Genomic DNA, 17,903 nt, shown 5'->3' on the forward strand with positions numbered 1-17,903 from the left:
AGAGAAAAACCATTTTATGCCTTTTTGCGTATAACTATTTAATAAGGCTGTCGAGAATTCTCGACAGCCTGAATAGACATATTTGAAAAGATATTCCTTGAAACTTAAGCGTTCACTGTACCCTTTGTTTTTTCGTAAAACGCGATAAAGTTGTTCACAACTGCATCCAAGAAGTCAATTGTCGCCTGATCAGTAAGTTCACCAACTTCGTTTATTTTTTCATGAACGGAACCAACATATACCTCATTACCTGGCAATAGTGCCGGCGCTAATGCTGGGTTAGATAAGATTTCTCTTAAGTGCAATTGAGCACGAATACTTCCGAATACACCCATAGATGCGCCTACGATGAATCCAGGTTTATTTTGAAGTTCAAGACGGCCACCACGTGATAGCCAATCGATTGCATTTTTCAATGCACCTGGGATCGAGAAGTTATATTCAGGAACTGCAAATAACACAGCATCTGAATCTTTTACATCATCTTTGAATGCTTGCACATTTGCAGGCGGTTGGTTTTCAATATCAATTGAAAACATTTCAAGGTCATTGATAAGGACAGGTACAATGTCCAATCTATCTGCATAACGATTTCTCATATATTCAACTAGTTTCAAGTTATATGAAGTTGAACTTGTACTACCAATAATTGCCTTCACTTTAATTGCCATTATGTTAAACACCTCTGCATTTATGATTTATCAATTTACTTCCCCTTCCATTATACACAGATGATAAAGAATGAGAAGTACGCACTTATAAGTGCTCTAGTATACAAAATGATACTGTGGATTCTATGAATAGATTGTAATCCCTTAAAACGTAAATTTTCGCTTTTGATATGAGCGGCTATTGATGTATAAAAAGGCTAATGAAAATGAAATAACGAGGAAATTCATATAAAGTATTTGGTGAAGTAGAATTACGCAAAATTCTTTTTTTAAGGAGAGAGAAACAAACGCATTGTTTTTATAACGGACAATCAAAGATTTTAAAATTATTTATTTCTATAAATGGATTAAAAAATGGCTGGTTAAAGTCCCTTACAAATCAGAACAAAAACCAGCTAAATAGTTGCATAATAAAAAACTTTAACTTTGCGGGAACATTTCCCCATTTCCTTCTTTTTATTTCCCTTCAATAGTTACATTTTTCTTTTTGGAATCAGGGCTGTCCAATCTAAAACCAACAAATGAATCATCAGTACGAGTGAATAAACCGCCATTCCCCTTTTTTATCCCTGAGAAGGTTGTCTCGAAAATCTTTCGATTCATGGTTGCTGAGTCAAAAGAGAGTATCTTTTCTTCTTTTTTCCACACAAACGGATTAGGGACAAAGTTTTGCGGATGCATTAACTCAAAGCCATCCTTTTCTACAAAACGTCCCTCATTTTTAAGGGGCTCGATGTAATTTTGTTCCAGTGTTTTAGCTCTCTCTTCATTGCCCGTCTCCATAAAAATGGCATCTGTATTAAAATATAAATAATCAAGATAATCACCAAAAGTAGTGCTAATAAAACCAGTATCTAATTTGGAAATGGCATTTGGTATGATCAGATCCAATCCTTCGGTAGATTGTCCTAAGTCATCTATTTTTACATCAAGCGTATATTTATTCGCTTGGGTGGACCATTCTCCTTCGATGCTGAAATTTATGTCTTCCATCATCGTTTTTTGGTCTTTAAGATACGCATCATAGGCTCCCCTGTAGTCCTCTCCATAGTAATCTTCAAGTCCAATATAAAGGCTTTCCTTTGTTTCATTGAACGATTCCACGTTAAAAAATTTTCTATCTTTCATTTCCTTTTCATAATCGTCATATTGCTTATTGGATGTTTTGCTGGCAAATTTTATGAGTTCATCATCAGACATACCCAGAATATCTTCGATTACCACTCCACTTTTTCCTATATCTCCTTCATTCAAGTTATACGTTGTGACTTCACCCTTTTTAAAAACGTATATATTTTGAATTTCTGTATCTCGAACAGGATCTTCATATACTTCAACCCAGACAGGGTATTTTTCAAACCCTTCACTTATCGGCATCAAATCATCTGGTGAACCATCTTGTGGACCACTACCACCAACCAGAGGATCTCCACCCCCTGCATTCTTTCCTCCACAAGCGCCTAAAAGTAATATAGCAGTCATGACCGCCAACATTGCCAACCATTTTTTCTTTAACAACATTTCCTAAGTCCCCCAAGTTTATATTTTACGAACAAATTCATAGGTAATATTTACCATTAATAGTATAGTTAATTAGATCTATATTCTCAACCACTTTTTTAGAATTTAATCAAACATGTCCATTCCTTTAATGCGTGAGATCCACCAAGTTTTTGGATTTAGAAAGTGACAATCTGATATTAGCCACCCCCATGCGAAAAGTTAAATAGGTATTTAAATGCGATAAATAAACAACAACGATTCTAGAGATCAGTTTATCGAAATGTTTCATTTGCTTAGACTACTTTCATCAGTAGCTTTTTCTCTTGTTACTTTCGAATCTATTCGATTAAATTGGTTTTGACGTCAAAAAAACCTAACTCTAAGAGCTAGGTTTAGATTAGACTATTCAATTTTTCTTGTAAACCCCTCAGGAAGAGGCGAATTAATTTCCTTATCAAAAAATTTCTTTTCGATAAATTAATTTTACCATACTCTGTCAAGTTATGATGATTTGGGATGAATGAATCCACTTTTGCGGAGATCCAAGTCGAGTAGTATCATCACGGTGCAAAGCTTTGACTTACACTTAAAATGAGTTGGTGCTCTTTTAAAAAAACAAAGCGGATTTGTCCCAAGAACAGATCCGCTTTTTACTATCGTGGTATACTATTATTCTTTTATTCCAATAGTCCTAGAAGCTGATACCTGTCGCTAAAAATCTATTGATATTGTTTGATCAGTATATCCGTATCGGCTTTGAGATTGTGATAAGCATTTGCGGAAATCAATTGCTCATCTATTTGATGTTGGAGCAATTGTTTGAAGCCATTGAGGTGTTTGACGACTTTTTCTACTTCCCCTTTTTCCTCATAGCGTTGTACGGCTGTCAAATGAATGTGTAAAGCGCGAGCTGCCTTAGCATTGGCAAAGTCCCCTTCCTCTTCATAACGCTGAATGGATATGAGCATATCGGCTAAACTATTCGGTGGATCTCCGTCTCCCGGATCTTTTTCCCTTGGATCCCAGCCTTTTAATACATTTTCTACTGTCCATTTAGCCGCTTCTTCATCCATTAATTGTCGCCGCGATTCATTCACAATGGCACCTAGTCCGTAGTTTTGATATTCAAATAATCGCGCATTCTCAGGTTCTAACCCGCTCATAGATGTCCAACCATCCTTGTGAATATGCTCCCCTAGTTCGCTTTTCATTATCACAACACTACCCATTGCCTCGGGGTTTCCACCTGCTGGCCATGGTCTCCCTAGGTAGACCGTTCCAGGAGCTGCATCACTAGTAAATTTACTATTTAAGAATAACATGCCAAACTCATCTGACAGCAATGTACTAGCAGCCGTAATATAGCCATTGTTTGTTTTAGATCCACGGTCCAAAGAGTGAATGATAGAATCCTCGAACACCACTCTTGCGGCTCCGAAAATGAAATCAACATCTCCTTCTACATATACCTGGTTATAATATTGTGTACCTGAGTGGGTTAATAATGTGTCTTGATTTCCAAGAAATCGGATATTTTTAAAATACATCCGATCCCCACTAGCATTCACAGCAACCGCTTGTTTTCCATCGACATCTGCTGATTCGTCAAATGCATTTTCAAAGGTAAGATTTTCTGCTCGAAAATCGTCTGCTTGCAGAAAGACACTTGCACTTCCACTTGTCCCGATAGTTCCACCTTGGCCATTGTCTTTGCCCGCATAATTGTCATACGTGATCATTGTATCCTCCGTGCTTTCACCGACCATGGTAATATAAGGCTTGTTTTTGGGCACTTTCACGACTTCTTTATATATTCCATTTTTCACATAGAGCGTCACAGGTTTTGTGTTATTTTCCGGAATTGCATCAATGGCTGCCTGTACGGTGTCATAATCCCCACTGCCATCTTGAGCGACAATAAGTTTTTCATCAAGGTTTTCCATCTGTTTGATCTGTCCTTTTAACTTCTTAATATCCCCTTGGACAAGCGTTCTCCCAAATGAATCAATAGAATTCGTTTCACTAACCTGTACAAATACTTTATTCGTAAAATAGCCAGTTTGCTTAGCAACATCTAACAACTTTGTCCCCCAACTTCCTCCCCATGCATATCCATTTCTACGTTCCTCTTCAATTTCCATAATATCATGCCTTATAATCCCATCTCGGCCAGAGAAAATCGGTTTATTGGTGCCAATTTGATAAAATCGATACCATGCGGTGGAATTAGCCTCTTCAACAAAGTACTGATTATCCGGGTCACCACTTATATAACGAGTGTTTTCTAATTTAACTTCATCTAGCCATTCCAATGCCCCTAACACAGCTTGATTAATCTCCTCCGTTTGGGGTCTGGACATCAAGTAGCGAATAACGCCGATTGATTCTGAACCAGAAATGGATGGATGTTCATAAGCACGTGCCTCCCTTGGTTCATAGGTGACAGGGTCATGTTGGGCACACCAGGCCAACAATTTCCCATCCACCTCAATTTGCGATTTTAAGATATAATCAACGGCTAAATCAATCGATTCCTTCACTTTTGTACGATATACTTCATCAATAAGATCGGAATCAAATGGATAACTTTCTTTCACTATTTGATCCATTAGCTCCAAAACATTAATTATCGCTTCATCATTAAATGTGACATAATCAGAGTAATTCCCTCGTTCAGGATATACTTGTGCAAATCCACCAGTTGGATATTGCATTTTAAATAAAAAGTCTATCCCCTTCATAATACTTTCTTTATATCTTAGATCCTGCGTTTCTTGAAAAATTTGCGCTAAAAATAAAATCTCTGAAATCGTCGCATCATTATCAATTGTTCCTAACTCCACACCATCCTTTATCCATTCAGAACGAGGTTCCTCTCCATCCCATGGTCGTGTGTATATGTGAGGCCAATTCTTTGTCCAGCCACCATGCTCCATTTGCCAAGTTAGCAAATTGTCTGCCTCTTGTATAGCAGCATCTAGATCTCCAGAGAATCTCATGTTATCGACCTCTTGTTCATATTCGCCATCCTCATCCCACTCATCTAAACTGTGAACAATTAAAACTGTCTGCCCAAACTTATTCATTCCTCTTGCAGCTTTATCGGCTCTCAATCTTTTAAATCCTGGTGATAGTCCTTCCCAGCTACTTGTCGGCACAATGACCTCAATATCAGCAAAATCGAATTCCTCAAAATGACCATTTAGTGTAATGGCTAACAGATTGGCGGCAATTGCATGCACATCTACAATTTGAACCGCATCAGACATATGCTTGGTTTTCAATGGATCAATCAGTTTCTTAGCCTCTCCCCACGTCAATCCCGTGGAAGCTGAAGAGCTAGTAGACTCTCCTTCTAAGTAGGCAATAATTTGCTCAGCCTCACCTTTTGTTATTTGTTGATGGGGTTTTATTTGTCCATTATCCACAAGAATATCTGTGTATCCAGCTTGTTTTGCTGCCTCAAGCACATAAGCATCCCACTCATCTAGGGAAATCTCCCATATAGCTGTTTCATTGCTAAGATTTTTAAATTTTTCCGTTTTGATAAAGCCAAAGGCATCATTCATTAATGACATGAATTCGATTCTTGTAATCGGTTGGTCATCATTTGCTTGCTTTTCAACGATCATCCCTATTTCTTTTAGTTTCTTTAATTGCATCCCAGAAACGATCTCTTCCATTTCAGAATAGTCTATGTTTCCAGCTTCCTCCTCGGAAGTTCCAGACTTATTATGAACACGAAGATGATCAATGTTTGCGCCGCCATTTGTTGCCACTCCTGTTAAGCGAATTCGATTTTACCAACCGTTAACTTGGCTTTAAGCGATGTATATTGCCATGCTGTAAAGTCTCCGGTTGGATCAAAAGCTAACTCAGGCGCTACCACCTCATCATTTATTTTTATTTCGGCGGGACGTTTATCTGTTCCTCCATGTGCATAACGGAAGTCTAAGGAATATTCTCCTTCTATTGGTATATCAATCGTCCACTCTATCCAACTACCAGGCTGATTAGGCTTAAAATCGATAAACCCTGTGCCGTTAAACCCAGCATGCTTATCATCAATAATAACGGTTCCCTCTTCCAGTTTAGCTTCTTCCGCTTCATAAATTTCGTCGACTTCCATCAATACTTTTAAATGATCAATATTGGCGCCACCACTTGGAGCGATCCCGGTTGCACTTATTTTATTTTCCCCTGCTTTTAATGACGCTTTTGTAGAAGTATATTTCCATTCGGTAAAAGCTTCTGTTGGGTCAAAAGGTAGCTCTGATTCAACTGTTTCGCCATTAACCTTTATTTCAGCTGGTCGTAAATCAGTACCACCATGTGCGTAACGAAAATCCAGATTATATATCCCCTTTATTGGAACATCCACTGTCCATTCAATCCAGCCTCCTGGCCTATTAGGAACGTAATCAACGAACCCTGTTCCAGTAAAACCAATATGCTTATTATCTACGATTGCACCTTCTAATTCGGCATATTCAGCTTCATAAATTCCTCCTATACCATCTTCATTTGAATTAGCTTCCTTCTCTTCTTCAACTAAGGTACCCGCTTCAATAACAACGTTTTCATTCTCTTACTCAGCTTTCACAGACGTAGGTGCCATAACCGGGAGTATAATAGAAAAAATCAACATGAATATGACAGTTACTATTCTGAACCGTTTACCTTTCATATCCCATTTCCCCTCTCGATTTTCGGATTATTAACTATGATAACTTTCCACTCGCCTCCTCAATGACAACGTTTTCATTTTGGATTTTATCATATTTACCATACTTATCCAATAACAAATTTTAGACTCTCCTGAACCTAAATCAGTCTGTTTAATCCCTCTAAATATTGTAAGATCAATATCTTTTGTCGATTTATTCACAAAACTCGAAACGTGTTTATCATAATCTCGGTATTTTTACTAATAAAAATATGCACTCTCATCATTGTGACAATAATATCTTCCTTCTCCTTAGTTAAGCTCATATGTACCTGTTTTGCAGCATAAAAAGGGGAAAACACTTAATTTTAAAACACGATATTTTTTCCAAAATCTAGGTTGATTTCGGAAGAGAAAAATTAAATCGAATTGCAGATAAGAACTCAAGAAATACACTTTCCTACTCTTCCAATAGTTTATAGGATATTAATCCAACGTAAAATCACAGAAATATTATAAATTATAATACTAGTCTTTCAATTATATTTGCAGATCTGATTGTTTTTTATTAGTAATTCTTTATAATTAGGATAATAGTCATAAATGGGAGAGATTTACTTTGGTAAAAGGGAAAACAACCAATGGATTGATGCGTCACCTCAGGGATAAACACGGTATTGAAATTAGCGGAAGCAAACAGAAAAGAGATTTATTAAATATTGGATATTATCATGGATACAAAGGGTATCGTTTTATCGGACGAGCTAGTCACCAAATTGCCTATACCAACTTTAATGAGGTTGTCGGGGTATATGAGTTCGACACAAACTTGAAAACCATATTATACCCAAGAATAATGTTCATTGAAACAGCTCTTAAGAACTACACACTTAATACATTAATTGGTATAGGACCTGCGGATTTTGATTTCGTGTTTTCACATCTTTTAAATGATTATAAGAAAGAAAACACAGGTAATAGCAAGTATAGGGACAAAATGAAGAAGCGACTTGATTTACGTAATAAAATTAATCAACAGATTAGTTACAATTATTCTGAACAAAAAGCCGTAATTTCACACTTTTTCCATAACAATAAACCAATTCCACTTTGGGCTATATTTGAGGTGATTAATCTCGGTGAATTTGGATTCTTCCTACAATGTTTAAATCAAGACACGAGAATAGCCATTGCTAGGGATTTAAATATGCATACTACTAATCATAATCAGAATGGGCGAATTGTGGAAGATATCATTTTCCTTATAAAAGAGCTTCGAAACGCTGTGGCTCATAACTCTGTAGTCTTTGATTGCAGATTCAAAAAGATGAATCCTCCGGCACGTTTAAAAGAATACTTACAAAGCGAAACTAAAATTACTAATATTACTTTTGACACCATCGTTGATTATTTTATTATCTTAATTTTTCTACTTAAACAGCTCGGTGTTACAAAGATTGAGTTAAAACAAATTGTCAGAATGTTTTATACTGAGTCCGAAAAACTCAGAAGTACAATACCCATACCGGTTCACACCTCTATAATGGGCTCTGACTTCAGAAATAAGGTAAATAATTTAATAAATTATCTTTAAATGGTACTTTACGAATAGAATAAACTATAGTATCATACTATATAATTAATAGCGGTGTACAGCTTCGGCTTACACTTAAGGGGACTGGATGCGTCTGGTCCTCTTTTAAATTGGTCTAAAAACAAATCACCCAGCTACACTCCCAAAAAACCTAAATACCCATTTATACACGGGAACTACAATTCAGGATACCATCAAAACCTACATGTGACAAATGACATATAATTAACTTAAAGCCTTGTGCTAGCATAGGACGCCGTCACTTGTTCGTTTCTCCATCCGCTTCCAATATTCATAACCTCTGTACTAATACCTATATCAAACACATGTATATTCGGATCATGTCCACCTCTGTTCTTGACACAACAACAGAAATTTTTTCAATCTCCCCAACATAAAATGAATAACTGAATTTTTCTCTTCTTTATAGTCTTATCCATTGCATAAAGCAATGTGGAAACTTGAGCATTCATTGCTTCTTGGTAATATCTTGAAATCTGTGCTTCTGTTCGATTATCTTTGTTATAATGAAAAATAGAAAGTCACTTATCTTTTAGCTCAACTAACTTCTAAACAACCCGTTGATATGACCATCGTCTAGGTTGGAATTAAATTGATCATTAAATATTCAAATGTTTTTTGTTGATAATGATCTTCAAGTAGGTGAACATATTTAGTTTGATAGTGAATGGAACATTCTTCCAGCCGCTTCGAGCTTCGTTCAAGGGGGACGGTTCTCAGTCTCTCTATAGAGAAGTAGTTACGTCCCCGTATTTCACCTTCTGTCGGATGTTATGAATGCTTGTGTTGTTAGAACTATTCTAAACTAAATTTTTCGCAGAATTTAGTTTGATTCCCTTTACTTTACTTCTCAATTCAGTAGGATCATGTGAGACAATAAAAGCTTTAGAAAATCGATTATAATACTCATCTTCATGCCCTTTAGGAGATAATATAATTAATTTTCGCTGGAGTTCTTCCGCATACAGTTCAAAGACTTTGGCTTTACGGTTTTCATCCAAAGCACTATCGAATTCATCCATTACGATAAAACTAGCGCGGTTTTCCAAGTTTTGCAATAGAGAAAGAGCGAATAATAGAGAACTTAGAGATTCCTCCCCACCGGAAACACCTTTTCCGACGCGTCCTCCTCTAGCCTTCCAACTTACATCCCAAACCTTTCCCCGATGCCCTTCTTTCCGAACGTAGATAAACAATTTAAAGACTGGACGGCCTTTCTTATCCAAGGTTTTCTCATATTTAATCTGACCTTCAAACTGAAATAAGCCCATATACTGTTCAAAAAGAAGGTGGATCCGTTGAACTTGCATTGTAATGGCTGTTTCTAATCGTTTTTCATTCTGGATGGCACGTTCCTCATTTTCTTCCAAAAGATTTTTAGCAGCAAGCAATTCATCCTTTTTACGAAGAACTTCCTTTTCTAACGTGTAAAAGTTTTCCACTGCATTGGGATCAATATCTTTTTCATTTTTTGCAGTAAAAAATTCTACTTTCGCTTGGTTTTGTCGATTTTGAAGTTCAAATTTAGATTCATCAGCTTGCTTATTTGTAGCAGCCTTTTCTACAAGATCAGGAATAAGCTGTCGAAGCTCCTCTAACTCCTCTTTATAACCTACAGCAACCTTGCTCATAGCAATTCTTTCTTCTTCTTTTTCCTGTTTTTGATTAGAAATTAGTTTTATGGACCGTTTATTTTGAGTCCCTTCATCTTCCAACTCATCGATAGTCCGCTGGTTGGTTCTGAGATGTTGTTGCACATCATCTAGCTCATTATTCAATGTCGTTATAGAGCTGCGGAGACCTTTTATTTCATTCTTAAGTTCTTTCAAAGACTGTTCTAGTTTTTGCAGTCGCTCAATTCTCTCCGTTTGCTGACTGAATTTCTCATATACCTGTAAGTCCGTTTCGAGTTTTTTAACCTCTTCCGACAACCGATGACTTTCCTTCCAAGTGTTTTGTGACTCTTCCTCCAATCTTGTTTTATCTTCTAGTAGCTGCTGATACAAAATCCTGTATTGTTCTAATTGTTTGATTCGGTAGTCTTGCTCTGCTTTTGTGGATAAAAACGCTTCTGCTTCTTTTATCTTCTGAACATCTGCGTTCCAAATCTGATATGTTTCATTTTCCTTCGTTACTTTCTCCTTCAAAAGTTCCAGCTCTTTTTGCAAAAAATCAATTTGCTGTTCAAGATTCTGTTTGCGATTTTCCAAAGCCTTTTTACTTAAAATATAGGAATCCTGTTCCTGTGCCCCTCTCATCCCTTGTTGATCCACGAGCCAGCCATGTTCAATACGTGGAGTCTCCTTGCTAAAAAATCGTTCAATCCACCATAGTACTCGGGCTGCTTTATTTTGATCTTCCGTTGAGAGACCCTCACGCATCCGTAATCCCCATTGCGGTAATTCAGTAAGGGATCGATCCGGAATGATCTTTTTTAAGGACACATGATACAGATCATTAACAGGCTGACAGGTTGAACCATCATAAAAGACCGTATATTTAATCGTATCAAATAGGGTTTCCTTTTTAAGGTCTACATGATCTATCATACTGATAAAATACCTGAAGGAATAAGCTTGAATTCCCTGTTTTTTCAACTCGCGAATCGCTTCACGCTGGCGCGGTGACTCAATCTGATTTCGTTCTAACATTTCTAACTCTTTTTTGGAAGTACGCAGTTGTTTATTCTTTTCTTCCAACTGTTCCTTTTTCGTTTGTATGGAATCGTCGAGTAAGGCGATCTCTTCGGTTAACTTATAACTTGAGGTATAACGCGTTAGTAGATCATGTGCAGATCGACTATTTTCCTCCCATTGTTTAATAGCCGATTTTAGATCTGCCTGCTTTTGACGAGTAGATTCCATTTCATCATTCATACTTGTAATCTTTTCCCTTAAACTCTTGTCTCTTCCCCTTAACTGTTCGGCTTGTTCAGTTGCTTGTAGCCATTTTTCTTTCGTTTCTTCTTCAGAATAAGATAGTTTCTGATAGGCTTCCCTTAGCTCGCTTAGTTCATTTTGAAGTAGGTTCACTTCAGTATCCACTTCCGCTTGCCTATCTTCATTCATCCGTAAATTCTCGAGTTGCTGTTTTCGACTCGCTTGTTTCTGATTTTGTTCCTGGATTAGGTCTTTTCTCTTATCCTTCTCTAGAGCAATTCTCTCTTCATTTTCAATTTGCTGATGAATTAATGAATCCAACTCCAATTCACGTTCTTCTATATACTTTTCCATTTTCACTTGATCCTGTTCAGCCCCGATTTGAAGCTGATAGGTCATACAGGCATACAGATAACCATTTTCGTGCAACCGTTTCTTATTCGCTTCATACCGATCTTTTGCACTTCTCGCCACCGACAAATTAAATTCATATGCTTTTTGTTGATTCGTCGTGACCGCTAATGATTCCTGAGCTTCCTTCACAACTTCCAAACTTGTTTCCCAGTCTTTCTGAATTTTTTGGATTCCATGCATTTCACTAAATATCCGGAACCGCTCCTCTGGCACCATCTCAGCAAATTGATTGACCTCTTGCTGATACCAAATTAAATAGTACAAGTCGGGATGAATTTTGTATTTAAACTGCAGTTCTCGTTTATAGGCAGAATAATTGTTTTTATTTACATCTCCGGAACGATACGTTTGCCGTAGTTCTAATTGGTCTATTTCATCCCCATCATGAATTTCATAACGAAGCTTGATCGGCTGTTTCGGAAGTTGTTCACAATATAAACGAAATTCAATATATAAAGGGGCATCAATTCGAGAATATCCTACATTTTTAAAAAGAAAACGAATTTGGGCATGCCATGTTTGATCTACTGGAAGGTTTTGCGATTTCAATCCATCAATATCCACTTTGCTTGAACGCAAAACGGCTCCCATACAGAAGGAAATCGTGGATTTACCTGTCCCGTTTGGCCCCGTAATGATCACATGGTCATGTTCATTTTCTAAATTCATTTCCTCTACCCCGTAATCACGGATCCCAGAAAATTGTAATCGCCAGGGAATCACATCATTCCCTCCTGTTCGTAAAGATTATAACGACTGAAAAATTTCATCACGTCTTCTTTAGACAATTGATTAGAATGACTGAATTCAACCACTCTACGTAAAAAGGAATCTGAAAACATATGAACACCAATCGCTGTTAAACAATAGGAATCTTTTCTTTCTGTTGCCGGATCATGTTCGATCGCTCCTATTTTTCTTAACGAATCTAAGGCAAGCTGAATCCGCCGGCCCCCTTTTAACATTTCATGTCCGAACGCTTCTAGCAATTGTGATAAAAGGGTATATTCGTGCTTCAGCACTTCCTGTTGATAAAACATATAGAGCAAAACCGCAAGAGCTTCTTCCGATAGGGTATGGCGAGCAGACCAAGCTGGTACGCGCAGTAGAACAACAACTTGATCTCGTTGTTCATCATATATAAGTCGATAATAACGCCCAACAGCTTGATTCACTCGTGACAAAAAGGAAAAGAAGTATTGGTCATTACGCGTGACACCTAATAACTTTTCCACTTCTTTACGAGAGAGACCAAAATTATTAGCCCGAATCGTGGCACTTGATGAAAACAATATCGACATAAATGTCTGCTCTTCTCGATCTGTTAATACACTTCGTAATGTATGAAAACTATTTAAATTTTGATGTTGCATGATCTCTTCTTCGAATGCCGGATTTTCTGTCTTCATCTTCGATCCACTCCCATTCTTTCTCATATTGCTTCACTTCCTGTTTCGGTCGAAATTCAATGTTTTTATTAGCTTCAAGAGCTGCTATAGCTAAGAGTTGGCGAATCGCATCACCCCATGATGGAGAACTCGTCTCAATAATCGTCTCTTCTATATCTGCTTCTTTTTTCTGTTGTAAATAGTTCTCAATTTTTTCTGTATCAATACTTGCCTTTGTGAGCAGCCAACTCGCTTCCTCGACTAATTCTGTCACCGAATCTACCTCGATATTTTCCTCGTGAAATTCGAGGGTTTTTACTTCTTCAAGATCTGCCACAACAGGCTCATAGTTTTCCAAAAAGTCAATTCCCTTTTCAATGTCTAAATAGGACAGTGGCGTTGCATATTTAACTGGCATCCAAATACCGTCTCTTTCTTCCCCTTCATACTGGGCTTGCTCCATAAAACTAAAAAGCTGGTGCGCATTTGGGATTTCTGATTCAGGAGGAGGATTAAACATTTTCTCAATAAAAACACGAACTTTTTCTGGAGAAATTTCCGTTTGAAGTGGTGTCTGTTGAACATTCATAAATTGCAAATATTTATTAATCAAGCCAATCGATAAGCTTGTCCCCTCAGCTAGCACCCCTGCTCCTTTTTGCATCAAATTACTGAGAACGAGACTGTCTTCGATGGTTTGAAATTGGTTAATTCTTTCTTGCAGTTTTCCTTCCAGTTCCTCCATGAGTGTATGAATTAATTGAAGTTGCGGCAAAGCATTACGGTCAGCAAGAAGCTCCAACTCTCGTTCCTTCAACATATCAATGGCGCCTTGCACATTATGAATTAAACTGGCGATCCTATTCCCACCGGAAATTCCTTTATCGTCATATGCTTCACTAATTTCCGCGTCTCGCCGCGCTTGAAACAAGGAGCGCCCAATTTCATCCTCCAAATAATAGGCCAGGGAATCATTGGCTAACCTTGTTAAAGCATCCATCATCCGCTTGCCTACACTCATCATTTTGATCTGATGCGTCTGTTTGCTTATCCAATTATTCTTTGCCAAAATTGTCACAATCTGATTGACTCTTGCTTTTGTGGGTAGCTCCCCATCTTTATACCGTGCTTGGTAACGATAATAGAGTGTTTCTGCACTATCAATTGGATCACTTAGACCATATGCTTCCTCATGGATTAATTCGATGATTCTTAAAAAACGTAACATCTCTAACGGAGAAGCAAAGGCTGACTCTGAAGAGAGATCTTTCATGACACCAGCTAAAGAGATAATGTCCCTCATAGCTCTCGACATCTGGGGTAATTCGTGATCCGATTTAAAAATAGAAATTACTTCTCGATCCATTTTCTCCATTCTTCTGGCCCTCCTAGCGTCATCTCTTGTTCTGCTGGTTGAGTCTCGCTCAACGATTTTACATATTCTTCGTGGGAGGAAAACAAATGACCTAGATTTCCGACTATTAGATAAGGTGTCTCCTCCGCCAAATGAGCGATATCCCTTGCAATGATTTGGCCTGCTTTGTCATAATCCACCCATATAAAGGCTTTTTCGATGGAAGAGTTGAGACATAACTGTTTAATCATTTTTCGATGCGCGCCTCGAATCTGACCATCAACACCAAGTACAAATGATTGAGATGTTTCCAGAAAATCAACCTCGACAGCCATTCTTGTTAATACAGCCCGATTTTCAACAAGCCACAAATTCTTTGCATTTGTATGAAATAACTCACCTGCGATCGCAATATCTGTCGTAGCATGAACAGTTCCCAAAGAATAACGAGAGCTACGGCCATGCAAATTTCCTGTAAAGAATACGGGTACAATCGAACCAAAGCTAATAATACCTAATTCATATGCTGGTGCATTCAGCCATTTTTCCAAGCGATCGATGAAAACATCCTGATATGAATCAAAAGCTTTTGAGCCGCCCACTTTTTTATAATAAGTGGCCCCAATTTCTTTAAATTCCATCCGAGATTTCCTTCTTCTTAAACGGAGGTAAGCGATTAAAAAGTGGTAAAACTTCCGAACTCTCTCTTTGCCCCATGACTCAGAATCTATTGTTTCCATCGTAAATTCACTAATCTTATTTAGAAAATCATTTGGTAAGGTGCCCTTTGAGTTTTCCAATTCTTTTAATAAAATTTGTTTGAGTTCTCTATCCTCTAAATCAACTTTCTCTGACCTCAGCCTTTCATATATAAATAATCCAGGCCCCATTCGATACACCGAATCTGCTGGTGTCCTACCATCTTTCTTAAAGCGGATTTCTTGAATAATCCATCCTTTATACAACCCTTCTTGTATTATCTTCTCTGATAAGGGTAATGAATTTCTACGAGAATGGGGTTTTAGCTTTAAACCTTTTATTTCCTCTACTGGCGATTGATCGTACTGTTCCTCCGCCAGAACATTCCCCATTGTTTTAAAAGTCCGCGCCGTCCACTTTTGGATTTGCCATTCATTTTGACTAAGCTGTTCAATCGTTTCCCCAGACTTACATATATATTTTTGGATAAATTCTTTTGTGTGCAATAGACTCACCTTCAGCAAACTAATATTAATTCATTTCATGAGAACTAGGACTTCCCTCACATTTATTCTTTCTTTAGTATATCATTTTTAAAAATGTGTAGGCGTATCAAACCCATATAAAAACATGTGGTAAGCTGGCTATATTTTAATAGTTTTTTGAGTACCATCAAACGGACCGTTGCACTGATTGTAGTTTTGAATATAAGAAGAACTGGCTTGTATACCGAATTTGTGTTTTTATCTTATCCGTCTTTTACTATAGGCTTTGTATGCGTATGTGGTAAAGTTACCGCGAATAGGCAGCCGATTAATAAGGCTGACCTAAGTAGTGACCCTCTGTATTCCATAGGATTAAGTCCGTTTAGTCACTCTGGTCCCCTATTCGAAATTGAATCCTTTAAGTTATTTTAGAAGTCTCCTCAGGTCAGCAAATCATCAGGACTTTAAAATCAAGGACAATTTCATCAGTTCTGATTAAGCGATTCTATTTTAAAAATTCTATATCAAATCTCACTATCCAACGTATATAAGAAGCAAGTCAATTCATCTTCTCAGATCAATTTTAGCCCTAAGTCCACAATGTAGATTTTCAAGTACCGAAGAGAGAACAAATAACAAACAGATGAAAAAATATGGAATAAAATGAAGCATACTTTTGAAATAGCTGAAGAGGTGTGGGGAAAAATGTCTGCTTAGTAATAAAAATTAGTGTAGATCTGATCAGAAACCATGCCAGAGAAGATAAAAGCGGATCCGTCCCTAAGACAGATCCGCCTTTTTGTTCTATTATTTCCCGATTGCCTTGACAACTTCAACCGAAAACTCGGCGCCATATTGTCCAGCCTTTTCTAAGTCCTCAATATTATCATCTGTGACTTCAGAGTTTGAGATGGTACGTATCGATAAGAAAGGTATATCTTGTACATGAGCGACTTGAGCGACGGCAAAAGCCTCCATTTCTTCGGCACTTGTTCCGAAGTTTTCGTGAAACCACTGAATTCGGTCAATCTCTCTATTCCACCAGTCACCACTACCGATTTTTCCTTCTACGACCTCACCATATTCATATTGATCTGCTACACTTAAAGCAGCTTCCACTAGCTTTTCATCACTTGGAAGGGCCGCATACTCTTTCGTTTCTCCATCTGCTTCCCTTATGTCCGTTGTCATATGAATCCATTTTTCTGGCTTCATCCCTTGTCCTTCGTCAAGATGTTCAGAACGGAAGCTGCCAATATTCATCACCTCTGTACCAATAACTGTATCAAATACATGTATATTTGGATCATGTCCACCAGCTGTTCCTTGGTTAATAATCGCTTTTGGCTGATATTTCTCAATCAAAAGTGTAGTGGATGCTGCGGCATTGACCATACCTACCTCTGTTCTTGACACAACAACAGGAATCTCTTCAATTTCCCCAACATAAAATGAATAATTGCCATATTTTTCTTCTTTATAGTCACCCATTGCATCAAGCAATGCAGAAACTTCCACATCCATCGCCCCTTGTACAGCGATCGGTTCCTTCTTTTCAGGTTGTTCATTTGTTTCGCTTGATGTTCCTTGTGCCGATGTACAGCCCATTAGCATCAACATAGAAATAGCTAAAATTGCAAATACTTTCATACTTTTTATCATTATGATCCCCCTAACGAAGTGAAATACGAACATTAAATAAGTTTATGTATTTAATGTTCAGTTTTAGTATAGGAGATATTTAAGAAAAGCACAATAGGACGATCTATGTGTTTGGAAAAAGTAATAGAATCAGTGTCAGATCCAAAAGATACTGAATTGTAAGAGATTCTTAGACTCGAAGAAATTATATGGCTTTTAGCATCTATTATCAGAAACTTCAGCGAATGAGAGGAGCAAATATAAAAAAAGCCACCCACTCCTTTTCCTTCATTTTCAAGAAAAGGAATTTTTGAACATAATATCACTAATAGAAAGAAACAGGCCTTACTTTATTTTTTGGTTTATTTGTTATATAATTAGAATATACTAATAAAGAGAAGTGCTTTGAACACTTCTCTCACAACCTCTACCGTTAGGGTGGTGGTTGTCAAAAATTACTTACTTTGTTGAAAACCACCCTTTTGCTTCCTACGGAGGGCACTGAAAATCTGCCGATTTTTTGATTTTTTTACTGCCCAACAAATAAAACCGACCCATCCTTCCATAATTTTGGAGAGAAAAGTCAGT

The 17,903-nt window shown here is 37.4% G+C and carries 10 protein-coding genes; 1 reads left to right on the forward strand and 9 read right to left on the reverse strand.

Features of this window, described 5'->3' with window-relative positions:
* Window positions 1–104: 104 nt before the first annotated feature.
* The 4 genes from J2Z23_RS13930 to J2Z23_RS22730 all read right to left on the reverse strand — a co-directional run bounded on the left by J2Z23_RS13930 (window position 105) and on the right by J2Z23_RS22730 (window position 6,744).
* A complete protein-coding gene (locus J2Z23_RS13930; RefSeq protein ID WP_083492373.1) occupies window positions 105–671 on the reverse strand; it encodes an NADPH-dependent FMN reductase in 567 nt (188 codons plus the stop codon).
* Between the two features lie 456 nt (window positions 672–1,127).
* Entirely contained in the window at window positions 1,128–2,192 is a 1,065-nt protein-coding gene (locus J2Z23_RS13935) for a hypothetical protein (RefSeq protein ID WP_057984744.1), read from the reverse strand.
* Window positions 2,193–2,893: 701 nt separating this feature from the next.
* Window positions 2,894–5,953: a pectate lyase gene (gene pelA / locus J2Z23_RS13940; RefSeq protein ID WP_209974280.1), complete on the reverse strand. Its 3,060-nt coding sequence runs from the start codon at window positions 5,951–5,953 to the stop codon at window positions 2,894–2,896.
* A 5-nt stretch (window positions 5,954–5,958) separates the two neighbouring features.
* Window positions 5,959–6,744, reverse strand: coding sequence for a carbohydrate-binding protein (locus J2Z23_RS22730; RefSeq protein ID WP_338018432.1), 786 nt, complete (start codon window positions 6,742–6,744; stop codon window positions 5,959–5,961).
* 715 nt (window positions 6,745–7,459) lie between these two features.
* Between J2Z23_RS22730 and J2Z23_RS13950 the strand changes: the two genes are divergently transcribed.
* Complete coding sequence (locus J2Z23_RS13950) at window positions 7,460–8,434, forward strand: Abi family protein (protein WP_057984742.1); 975 nt, start codon at window positions 7,460–7,462, stop codon at window positions 8,432–8,434.
* An 821-nt stretch (window positions 8,435–9,255) separates the two neighbouring features.
* Here J2Z23_RS13950 and J2Z23_RS13955 read toward each other — a convergent pair.
* The 5 genes from J2Z23_RS13955 to J2Z23_RS13975 all read right to left on the reverse strand — a co-directional run bounded on the left by J2Z23_RS13955 (window position 9,256) and on the right by J2Z23_RS13975 (window position 17,336).
* Complete coding sequence (locus tag J2Z23_RS13955; RefSeq protein WP_057984740.1) at window positions 9,256–12,471, reverse strand: coiled-coil domain-containing protein; 3,216 nt, start codon at window positions 12,469–12,471, stop codon at window positions 9,256–9,258.
* Window positions 12,468–13,157, reverse strand: coding sequence for a hypothetical protein (locus tag J2Z23_RS13960; RefSeq protein WP_057984738.1), 690 nt, complete (start codon window positions 13,155–13,157; stop codon window positions 12,468–12,470). Before J2Z23_RS13960 ends, J2Z23_RS13955 begins: the two co-directional genes overlap by 4 nt.
* Window positions 13,099–14,511 carry a hypothetical protein gene (locus J2Z23_RS13965; RefSeq protein ID WP_057984736.1) on the reverse strand — a complete coding sequence of 471 codons (1,413 nt, stop codon included), beginning with the start codon at window positions 14,509–14,511 and terminating at the stop codon, window positions 13,099–13,101. Before J2Z23_RS13965 ends, J2Z23_RS13960 begins: the two co-directional genes overlap by 59 nt.
* A complete protein-coding gene (locus tag J2Z23_RS13970; RefSeq protein WP_209974284.1) occupies window positions 14,487–15,713 on the reverse strand; it encodes a hypothetical protein in 1,227 nt (408 codons plus the stop codon). The genes J2Z23_RS13965 and J2Z23_RS13970 overlap by 25 nt, the downstream gene beginning before the upstream one ends.
* Before the next feature lie 768 nt (window positions 15,714–16,481).
* Window positions 16,482–17,336, reverse strand: coding sequence for a 5'-methylthioadenosine/S-adenosylhomocysteine nucleosidase (locus J2Z23_RS13975; protein WP_057984729.1), 855 nt, complete (start codon window positions 17,334–17,336; stop codon window positions 16,482–16,484).
* Window positions 17,337–17,903: the final 567 nt, after the last annotated feature.

Source organism: Lederbergia galactosidilytica (assembly GCF_017873565.1).
GTDB lineage: Bacteria > Bacillota > Bacilli > Bacillales > Bacillaceae_C > Lederbergia > Lederbergia galactosidilytica.